This is a genomic window from Mesorhizobium sp. M7A.F.Ca.US.005.03.2.1 (assembly GCF_003997795.1).
Lineage (GTDB): Bacteria > Pseudomonadota > Alphaproteobacteria > Rhizobiales > Rhizobiaceae > Mesorhizobium > Mesorhizobium ciceri.
This window is the reverse complement of sequence record NZ_RZRP01000230.1, coordinates 1-7,754: the sequence shown is the minus strand read 5'-3', so window position 1 is coordinate 7,754 and position 7,754 is coordinate 1. Positions and strand designations below refer to the sequence as shown.

Annotated in this window: 9 protein-coding genes; 2 read left to right on the top strand and 7 right to left on the bottom strand. The window is 62.6% G+C overall.

What is annotated here, in order from left to right; translation table 11 throughout:
* From EN991_RS14900 to EN991_RS14870, 7 genes are all read right to left on the bottom strand, one after another.
* Positions 1-494, bottom strand: a 494-nt coding sequence (locus tag EN991_RS14900; protein WP_164769075.1) for an ABC transporter ATP-binding protein, incomplete at its 3' end; no start/stop codon positions are given.
* Complete coding sequence (locus EN991_RS14895) at positions 487-1,599, bottom strand: ABC transporter ATP-binding protein (RefSeq protein ID WP_013528081.1); 1,113 nt, start codon at positions 1,597-1,599, stop codon at positions 487-489. The genes EN991_RS14895 and EN991_RS14900, both read right to left, overlap by 8 nt.
* A 2-nt stretch (positions 1,600-1,601) precedes the next feature.
* Positions 1,602-1,808 carry a hypothetical protein gene (locus tag EN991_RS14890; RefSeq protein ID WP_013528080.1) on the bottom strand — a complete coding sequence of 69 codons (207 nt, stop codon included), beginning with the start codon at positions 1,806-1,808 and terminating at the stop codon, positions 1,602-1,604.
* Positions 1,805-2,755 (bottom strand): carbohydrate ABC transporter permease, encoded by a 951-nt coding sequence (locus EN991_RS14885; RefSeq protein WP_013528079.1) that lies wholly within the window; start codon positions 2,753-2,755, stop codon positions 1,805-1,807. Before EN991_RS14885 ends, EN991_RS14890 begins: the two co-directional genes overlap by 4 nt.
* Positions 2,752-3,699, bottom strand: coding sequence for a sugar ABC transporter permease (locus EN991_RS14880; RefSeq protein ID WP_013528078.1), 948 nt, complete (start codon positions 3,697-3,699; stop codon positions 2,752-2,754). Before EN991_RS14880 ends, EN991_RS14885 begins: the two co-directional genes overlap by 4 nt.
* A gap of 109 nt (positions 3,700-3,808) precedes the next feature.
* Positions 3,809-5,140 (bottom strand): ABC transporter substrate-binding protein, encoded by a 1,332-nt coding sequence (locus tag EN991_RS14875; protein ID WP_027164284.1) that lies wholly within the window; start codon positions 5,138-5,140, stop codon positions 3,809-3,811.
* 277 nt (positions 5,141-5,417) lie between these two features.
* Positions 5,418-6,107, bottom strand: a complete 690-nt coding sequence (locus EN991_RS14870; protein ID WP_063169898.1) for a PIG-L deacetylase family protein — start codon at positions 6,105-6,107, stop codon at positions 5,418-5,420.
* Positions 6,108-6,135: 28 nt separating this feature from the next.
* On the opposite strand from EN991_RS14870, the gene EN991_RS14865 reads away from it, so the two are divergent.
* Both EN991_RS14865 and EN991_RS14860 read left to right on the top strand, forming a co-directional pair.
* Positions 6,136-7,026 carry a DMT family transporter gene (locus EN991_RS14865; protein ID WP_127369036.1) on the top strand — a complete coding sequence of 297 codons (891 nt, stop codon included), beginning with the start codon at positions 6,136-6,138 and terminating at the stop codon, positions 7,024-7,026.
* A 47-nt stretch (positions 7,027-7,073) separates the two neighbouring features.
* Positions 7,074-7,754 (top strand): DEAD/DEAH box helicase (locus EN991_RS14860; RefSeq protein ID WP_127369035.1); only part of this gene is annotated, 681 nt, incomplete at its 3' end.

Below are 7,754 nucleotides of genomic sequence, written 5' to 3'. Positions count from 1 at the left end.
GATGACAGCGGCTCGTCCATCAGATAGATGGACGGTTTGCGCACCAGCGCGCGGCCGATGGCGACGCGCTGCATTTCGCCGCCCGAAAGCTTGGTCGAGCGGTTGGCGAGCTTGTGATGGATGCGCACCATCTTCGCCACCTCCTCGACCCGGCGGCGGATCTGGTCTTCCGGCATTTTCCGCGCCGGCGAGCGCAGCGGAAAGGCGAGATTGTCGAAGACCGACAGATGCGGATAGAGCGAATATTGCTGGAAGACGAAGGCGGTGTCGCGCTCGGCCGGCGACAGCGTCGTGGCATTGTGTCCGCCGATCTCGATCGTGCCGCTGTCCGGCCGTTCCAACCCGGCGATGAGCCGCAGCGTCGTCGTCTTGCCGGCCCCGGTTGGCCCGAGCAGCACGACGAATTCACCATCTGCTATGTGCAGGTCGAGGCCGTCGACGGCGACATGGTCGCCGAAACTCTTGGTCACGTTCTTGATGTGCACCTCAGCCATGCTGGGCCCTCCGTTCCGAGGCGACATCGTGGATCGCGGTTCTCACCGCGCGGCCCGATCCCTTCTCGAACAGCGACAGCCGCGCGCTGCTCAGCGTCAGGCCGACATGGTCGCCGGTGGCGAGCCTGATTTCGGCCGGTACGCGTGCCTTGATGATGCCATCCGCCGTCTCCACCGCGACGATCTGCGTGGTGCCGAGATATTCGGTGCCGTAGATGGCGCCGCGCAATTTTGAGGCGTCGTCGAAGCGGATGTGTTCAGGGCGGATGCCGAGCGCCATGTCGCCAGGTGCGATGTCCTCGCGCACCTCCGGCACCGCGACCTTCGCGCCTTGCACGATGATCTCCCTGGCGCCCTTGGCGAGCCCGCCGCCAAATCCCAAAAAGTTCATCGGTGGCGAGCCGATGAAGTCGGCGACGAACATGGTCGCCGGGCGGTCATAGATTTCGCGCGGGCTTCCGAACTGCTCGATGACGCCATGGTTCATCACCGCGATCTTGTCGGCCATCGACATCGCTTCCATCTGGTCGTGCGTGACATAGACCGTCGTGGCATGGATGCGGTTGTGCAGTTCGCGCAGCTCGTGGACCATCAAATCGCGGAATTCGGTGTCAAGGGTTCCCAGCGGCTCATCCATCAGGAAGCATTTTGGCCGCCGCACGATGGCGCGGCCGAGCGCGACGCGCTGGCGGTCGCCGCCGGCAAGTCCGGAGACGGATTTGTTGAGCAGATGGTCGATGCGCAGCAGCTTCGCCGTTTCCTCGACCCGCGTGCGGATTTCGGCCGAAGGCATGCCTTGCGCCAGCAGCGGGAAGCCGATGTTCTTGCGCACATTCATGTGCGGGTAGAGCGCGAACAGCTGGAAGACGAAGGCGATGTCGCGCTCGCGGGCCCGCAGCATGGTAACGTCGTCGCCGCCGAGCAGGATCTGGCCGCCGGTCGGCAGCTCAAGCCCCGCGATCATGCGCAAGGTCGTCGTCTTGCCGCAGCCGGACGGGCCGAGCATGACGAAGAACTCGCCATCCTCGACGACGAAGTTGGAATCCTGCACGGCGACGAAATCGCCGAAAGCCTTTCTCAGGTGCTGGACACGGATTTCGGCCATGATTATTCCGGGAACTTGGAGACGATGATGAACATCACGGTGCCAGCGAGCATGGTGATGAAGGAGTAGGTGTAGAGCGACAGCGCGAAGGGCTGGAACAGCATCAGGAAGCCGATGGCGATCAGCGCTGTCGCGATGTTTTCCATCAGCCCGCGCCGTGCCCAGGCCGGCCAGCGCGATTTGCGGTTCCCAGGCTTGGTCAAGCTCATTTGCGCACCGCGCCGAAGGTGATGCCGCGCAGCAATTGCTTGCGAAGCAGGATGGTGAAAACCAGGATCGGCACCAGGAAGATCGTCGTGCCGGCCGCGACCGCCGGCCAGTCCTGGCCGCCTTCGCCGATGATGGTCGGGATGAAGGGCGGCGCGGTCTGCGCCGTGCCGGAGGTCAGGAGCGCTGCGAACGCATACTCGTTCCAGGCGAAGATCAGGCAGAAGATGGCGGTCGCGGCTATGCCGGTCGTCGCCTGCGGCAGCACGGTGCGCCAGAAGGCCTGCAGCCGCGTGTAGCCGTCGATCATTGCCGCTTCTTCATATTCGCGCGGGATCTCGTCGATGAAGCCCTTCAGCAGCCAGACAGCCAGCGACACATTGACCGCCGTGTAGAGCAGGATCATGCCGAGCGCGGTGTCCGACAGGCCAAGCTCGCGGTACATCAGATAGATCGGAATGGCGACGGCGATCGGCGGCATGAAGCGCGTCGACAGGATGAAGAACAGGAGGTCGTCGGCGAGCGGCACCTTGAAGCGCGAAAAGCCGTAAGCCGACAGTGTGCCGAGGAAGACGGCGCAGAAGGTCGAACCGAAGGCGATGATCAGCGAATTGACGAAGCGCGGCAGGAAATTGGACGGACCGGCGATCACCATGTTGCGCTTGCGCGTGGTCTCGTCGCAGAAGCCCGTCGCCGGGCCCAGCGAGTTGATGTATTCCGGCGTCTGCCGGGTCCGCGTCGTGAACAAATTGCAGTAGCCCTCGAGGCTGGGCTGGAACAGGATCTTGGGCGGATAGGCAATCGAATCCGGCGGCGTCTTGAAGCTGGTGGCGAAGATCCACAGCAGCGGCACGATCGAGATCAGTGCGTAAAGCACGATGATCGTGCCGGCGATCCGTTTCGAGTTGCTGCTCGGTGCGACGACCGAATGGGCTGTGGTCAGGCTCATCTCTGCTTCACCTTGTTGAGCGCCTTGACGTAGATGTTGGCCAGGCCGAACACCGCCACGAAAAGGATGATGGCGAAGGCCGAGGAATAACCGGTGCGCCAGCTTTCGAAAGCCTGCCGCTTCAGCGTTATCGAGGCGACCTCGGTCGTCGAGCCCGGCCCGCCGCCGGTCAACAGATTGACCATGTCGAACATCTTGAAGTTCTCGATGCCGCGAAACAGCACCGCCAGCATGATGAAGGGCAGCGCCATCGGCAGCGTGATCGACCAGAACTGCCGCCAGTTCGAGGCGCGGTCGACCTCGGCCGCCTCGTAGATGTATTCGGGGATGGAGCGGAGGCCCGCGAGGCAGATCAGCATCACGTAGGGCGTCCACATCCAGGTATCGACGATGATGATCGACCAGGGCGCCAGCGACACGTTGGAGAGCATCTGGATATCGGTCGGCGGAATCCTCGTGACAAAGGAGATCGCATAGGCGAACAGGCCGATCTGCGGCTCATAGAGGAAGCGCCAGAAATTGCCGACCACCGCCGGCGACAGCATCATCGGCACCAGGATCAGCGTCGTCCAGAAGGCGTGGCCTCGGAACTTCCTGTCGATCAGCCAGGCCAGCGTGAAGCCGATCAGCGTCTGCAAAAGGATCGTCCAGAACACGAAATGCGCGGTCGTCTGCATGGCGATCCAGATATCCTTGTCGCCGAGGATGCGCTGGTAGTTGGCAAGGCCGAGATTTTTCACCACCTCGTTCGGGCGGTTGGCCCGGTAGTTGGTGAACGACAGATAGATCGCCCAGAACAGCGGGAAGATGTTGATGGCCAGCAGCAACAGGATCGTCGGCGAGATGAACAGCCAGGCGAGGCCCTTGTCGCTGATGCCCCGGACCTTGCGGGCCAACGGTTCCGGGGTCGCCCGGGCAACGTTCTCCGCGGTCCGATTGAGCATGGTGAGTCCTGCTTCGGTCACTTGGTCGTCTCTGTCATGGAATTTATCTGAACTGCATCCCGTGCCAAGGGGCGGCACGGGATGCTTGGCTTAGCTCGGGAGGAGCTGGTTACATCTTGCCATCGTCCTGGAAGACCTGGGTCCAGTCCTTGACCAGGCCGTCGAGCGCATCCTTGGCCGAACCCTGGCCGGCGACGACATAGTCGTGGAAGCGTTTCTGCGAAGCCTGCAGCAGCGGGGCGTAGCTCGGCTCGGCCCAGAAGTCCTTCACGATTGCCATCGAGTCGAGGAAGGTCTGCGCATAGGGCTGGCTGGCCGGGAACTTCGGATCCTTGACCACCGCGTTGAGGCACGAATAGCCGCCGAGCGACCACCATTTGGCCTGCACATCCTTGTTGGCGAACCACTTGATGTATTTCAGCGCCGCCTCCTGCTTGTCGGAATAGGACACCACGGAGATACCCTGGCCGCCGAGCTGGGCGAACTGCTCGCCGTCGGGACCCTTCGGGTTGACGAAGTAACCGATCTTGTCGCCGCCGACATTCTCGTCCTTCTGCAGGCCCGGCCATGTGAAGGCGAAGTTCATGTGCATCGCCACCTGGCCGGATTTGAAGGCATCGACGCCTTCGCCCATGTAGCTGTTCGAGGCACCGGGCGGCGTGCAGCAATCATAGAGCGCCTTGTAGAATTCCAGCCCCTTGACCGACTTGTCGGAGTTGACGAAGCCTTCCATTTCATAGGGCTTCTTGGGGTTTTCGTACTGGAAGCCATAGCTGTAGAGCACGTCCATGGCGCCCATGGTGATGCCTTCGGAGCCGCGCTCGGTGTAGATCGAGGCGCCATAGACGGTCTTGCCGTCGATCTCGCGCTTCTGGAAGAACTCGGCGACCTGCTTCAACTGGTCGAAAGTGGTTGGCGGGCCGAGATCCCAACCGTACTTCTCCTTGAATTCCTTCTGCAGTTCCGGCTTGGAGAACCAGTCCTTGCGGTAGGTCCAGCCGACGACGTCGCCCATGGCCGGCAGCGCCCAGTAGTTCGGCGTGTTCTTCGGCCATTCCGAATAGCCGACGACGGTTGCCGGCACGAAATCGTCCATGCTGATCTTCTCCTTGTCGAAGAAGTCGTTCAGCTTGACGTAATGGCCGTTCTCGGCAGCGCCGCCGATCCACTGGCTGTCACCGATGATCAGGTCGCACAATTTGCCGTGCGAGTTCAGTTCGTTGAGAAAACGGTCGGCATAGTTGGTCCACGGCACGAACTCGAATTTCATGCCGATACCGGTTTCCTTGGTAAAATCCTTGGACAGTTCGACAAGTGCGTTGGCCGGGTCCCAGGCGGCCCAGCACAGGGTCAGGTCTTCAGCGTGCGCGACGTTCGCGACGGCTGTCGACGCTGTGATTGCCGAGGTCAGTCCCAACGCCAGTTTCAAGCTCGATTTCATGACTTCCTCCCATTTGCGAAACGCGCCCGGATGACGGTTTCAAAAAGCCCTCAACCCCTCTCCTCAGGGGCCCAAACATGGCTGCGCGGTTACACTGCAGATGTTTAGTAATTTGTTTAGTGATGCAATTTTTACTAAACAAGGCAAGCGAATTCGTTGCTGCGCCGCAGCATGCTTATGGCGATGTCTGAAAACGTTGGGAAAAGCGCGGGTCGCTGGCTGGTTTACCGAAGCTGTTCAGGCCGATTCTGACCGGGACGTGGGGCAGGCTCGGCTTTCAATCTACCCTTCTGGTGCTCACCATCACCTTGCGGATCGCCGGCGCCGGCGGCAGCAGCGCGCGGATATCGGCGAACGGGAACGACGGTTCGAAACGGAAGGCTTCGGCCGATGAGCCTTGCGCGCCGTTGCACTGGCCGGCGCGAAAGGCGTTCTGTGTCCGCGCAATGTCGACGAAGCGGTCGGGATCCTGCGATTGATGCATGCGGATCGCCTCGGCCTTGACGTCGGCATGGGCGGAAATGTCGACATAGTGCGTCGGCGAAAAACCGGTGCCGCCCATCGTGTCGGCATGCAGCACTGGGACGGCGAAAGACGCCGCGATACGAACGCCGTCCGACAGCGCGCGATGGTCTGCATGATAATCGTTGGGCGCATGCGTGATCACCAGATCCGGGCCGATTTGACCGATCAGTGCTTTCAGAGCTCCAATCAGCGCTGCATCGGCCACCAGCTCGCCGTCCGGGAAGTCGAGGAAGCGTGGCACTGCGCCTACCAGCGCGGCCGCGGCCGTTGCTTCGTCGCGACGGACACGAGCGAGAACAGCGGGATCACTTGTGCCGCCCCTGGCACCATCCGTGGCCATGGCAAAAGTGAGTTCTGCGCCTTGCGCAGCATAGGCGGCCATCGTACCGAACATGAAGATCTCGATGTCGTCCGGATGCGCACCGAGCGCCAGGATTTTCAAACCACTCTCTCCCCGGAATTGGAACAACGTGACGAACGGAATCCTGCTCGCCCTGATCGCCTACGCAAGCTATTCGGGTAGCGATGCCGTTGTCAAAAGCCTGGGCGGTCAGCTCACGATCTTCGAGATCGGCTTTTTCATAACCTTGTTCGCGGGCTTCTTCCTGTTCTTCACGCGGCCCGCGGGCGAACGTTGGCGCGATTTCTGGCGCACCAGAAGGCCATGGGCGGTGCAGGCGCGTGCCTGGGCGGGCATCGCTTCCGGCGTGCTCAGTGTCTACGCCTTCACCACCATTCCGCTGGCCGAGTCCTATGCGTTGATATTCCTGGCGCCGCTCTGCGTCACCATTCTCTCCACGGTGATCCTCAAGGAGAAGGTCGGCCCCTGGCGCTGGCTGGCGGTGGTCGCCGGTTTCGCCGGTGTCATGCTGGTGGTGCGGCCGGGCTTTCGCGAGCTCAATCTCGGCCACCTTGCCGCCTTCGGTGTTGCCTTCCTCGCCGCCACCAGCGTCATCCTGATGCGCTCGCTGGCGCAGCAGGAAAAGCGCACCACCATGCTCGGCGTGCTGGTCGGCTACGGCCTGCTGTTCAACGGCATCGGTGCCGCCGCCACCTCGTTCACCGTTCCCGACGGCAAGCAGTTGCTGTGGTTGGTGGCGGCCGGTGCCTTCACAGCAGGTGGACAATTCCTTCAACTGCTGGCCATGAAATACGCGCCTGCCAACCGGGTCGTGCCGACGCATTATTCGCAGATCGCCTGGGCGGTGATCCTCGGCGCGTTGTTTTTCCAGGAATATCCGGACGGGCTGTCGCTGGTTGGCCTGGCGGTCGTTGGCGGCGCCGGCCTGTTGACCATGGTGCGTGAGGAAGCGCGGCTGGGGACCGTGCGCTGGAACCCGTTTTCGCGTACCCGGCTTTGAACCGACTCTGGTTGCGCCGTGGCCGTAACCGCTGATATGCGGGCGCCATGACCACAAAACCCCTGCCGGAGCTTCCTGTGTCCGTCGTGCTGCCGGCGCTGAGGGAAGCGCTTGGCGATGGCAACAGCGCCGTGCTGGTGGCGCCGCCCGGCGCTGGCAAGACCACGCTGGTGCCGCTGGCGCTGCTTGACGCGCCTTGGCTCGGCGCCGGCAAGATCATCCTGCTTGAACCGCGCCGCCTCGCCGCTCGCGCCGCCGCTCGCCGGATGGCTGAGTTGCTTGGTGAGGAACCCGGCGCCACCGTCGGCTACGCCATGCGCATGGAAAACCGCATTTCGGCAAAGACCAGGATCGTGGTCGTCACCGAAGGCGTGCTGGCGCGCATGATCCTCGACGATCCCGAACTGCCCGGTGTTTCGGCTGTCATTTTCGACGAATTCCACGAGCGTTCGCTCGACGGCGATTTCGGTCTCGCTCTGGCGCTCGACGTGCAGGGGGCGCTCAGGCCGGATCTGCGCTTGGCTGTGATGTCGGCGACGCTCGACGGCGCGCGCGTCGCCAAACTCATGTCGGGCGCGCCGGTCGTCGAAAGCGAGGGTCGCGCCTTTCCCGTCGATATCCGTTATGACGAACGGCCGGCCGGCATCGCCATCGAGGACGCGATGGCCAAGGCGATCCGCGCCGCCCTTGCCGACGAGAGCGGCAGCGTCCTTGCCTTCCTGCCCGGC

Bases quoted from the DNA above. Each gene is read 5' to 3' on its own strand.
- EN991_RS14895 (WP_013528081.1), bottom strand. From the start codon at position 1,599: ATGGCCGAAATCCGTGTCCAGCACCTGAGAAAGGCTTTCGGCGATTTC.
- EN991_RS14890 (WP_013528080.1), bottom strand. From the start codon at position 1,808: ATGAGCTTGACCAAGCCTGGGAACCGCAAATCGCGCTGGCCGGCCTGG.
- EN991_RS14885 (WP_013528079.1), bottom strand. From the start codon at position 2,755: ATGAGCCTGACCACAGCCCATTCGGTCGTCGCACCGAGCAGCAACTCG.
- EN991_RS14880 (WP_013528078.1), bottom strand. From the start codon at position 3,699: ATGCTCAATCGGACCGCGGAGAACGTTGCCCGGGCGACCCCGGAACCG.
- EN991_RS14875 (WP_027164284.1), bottom strand. From the start codon at position 5,140: ATGAAATCGAGCTTGAAACTGGCGTTGGGACTGACCTCGGCAATCACA.